Origin of the sequence: Methylobacterium sp. Leaf108, from assembly GCF_001423265.1 — a bacterium.
Classification (GTDB): Bacteria; Pseudomonadota; Alphaproteobacteria; order Rhizobiales; family Beijerinckiaceae; genus Methylobacterium.
In genome coordinates, this window is the sequence record NZ_LMND01000029.1 from 1 (window position 1) to 1,412 (window position 1,412).

Annotated in this window: 1 protein-coding gene; it reads left to right on the top strand. The window is 70.1% G+C overall.

Annotation, left to right across the window (positions count from 1 at the left end):
• Positions 1-522: hypothetical protein (locus ASF39_RS22095; RefSeq protein WP_210168673.1), on the top strand; the 522-nt coding region annotated here is incomplete at both ends.
• Between the last annotated feature and the right edge of the window lie 890 nt (positions 523-1,412).

The following is a 1,412-nucleotide window of genomic DNA, read 5'->3' on the forward strand; positions in this document are numbered from 1 at the left end:
TTCGCCGTGCGGGCGGTGGATGCGGCCGGCAATGCCGACCTCACGCCCGAGTCCACCCTCTGGACGGTGGATACCCAGGCGCCCACGGTCTCCGGCGTCTCGCTGTCCGGTCCGGGGATCGTCAGGGGCTCCGGCACCCTGACGGTGGGCCAAAGCGTGATCATCTCGGTGGCTCTCTCCGAGCCCGTCACCCTGACCGATGCCGGCGGCCTGCGCCTCCAGCTCAGCGACGGCGGCGTGGCGGCCTACGACGCCGCGGCCTCCGATGCCTCGCACCTGGTCTTCACCCACACCGTCGTCGTCGATGCGGTCAGCGCCGATCTCGCGATCACCGGGCTGACCCTGGGGAGCGCGACGATCCTCGACGCGGCGGGCAACGTCGCCTCGCTCGCGGGCGCGGCCACCAATCCCGCCGGCGCCCTGCGCATCGACGGCTATACCGGCACGGCCGCCGCCGAGACCTTCCACGGCACCCCCGGCGCGGAAACCTTCAAGGGGCAGGGCGGCAACGACACCTATCTGNCGCATCGACGGCTATACCGGCACGGCCGCCGCCGAGACCTTCCACGGCACCCCCGGCGCGGAAACCTTCAAGGGGCAGGGCGGCAACGACACCTATCTGGTCGACAACGTCGGCGACCGGGTGATCGAGGCGATCGGCGGCGGCAGCGACAGCGTGATCGCCAGCGTCAGCTACCGTTTGGCGGCGGGGCAGGAGATCGAGAGCCTCGCCCTGTCCGCCTCCACCGGCGGCACGGCGTTGACCCTCACCGGCAACGAGTTCGTCAACATCCTCACCGGCAATGACGGCGACAACACCCTCAACGGCGGTCTGGGTGCCGACACGATGACCGGCGGGGCCGGGTCTGACTTCTACGTGGTCGACGATGCCGGCGATCGCGCCATCGAGTTCGCCGGCCTCGGCACGGATCTCGTCTACGCGACGGTGTCCTACTCGCTCGGCGGGTCGCACCTGGAGAACCTGACCCTGACCGGAGCCAGCAACCTCACCGCCACCGGCAACTCGCTGGCCAACGTGATCACCGGCACTCGCGGCGCCAACAACCTCGACCGGCCTCGGCAACTCGCTCGCCAACGTCATCTCCGGCAACGGCGGCGACAACGTCATCAACGGCCTGGGCGGTGCCGACCGGATGAGCGGCGGGGCAGGGTCCGACACCTACTACGTCGACAACCTCGACGACAAAGTCATCGAGGCCACCGGCGCCGTCGGCACCGACCTCGTCTACGCCTCGGTGTCGTACTCGCTCGCCGGGGCGCACCTGGAGAACCTGACCCTGACCGGAGCCGGTAACCTCACCGCCACCGGCAACTCGCTGGCCAACGTGCTCACCGGCAACAGCGGCGCCAACGTCCTCGACGGCCTGGGAGGCGCCGACACCATGTCCGGT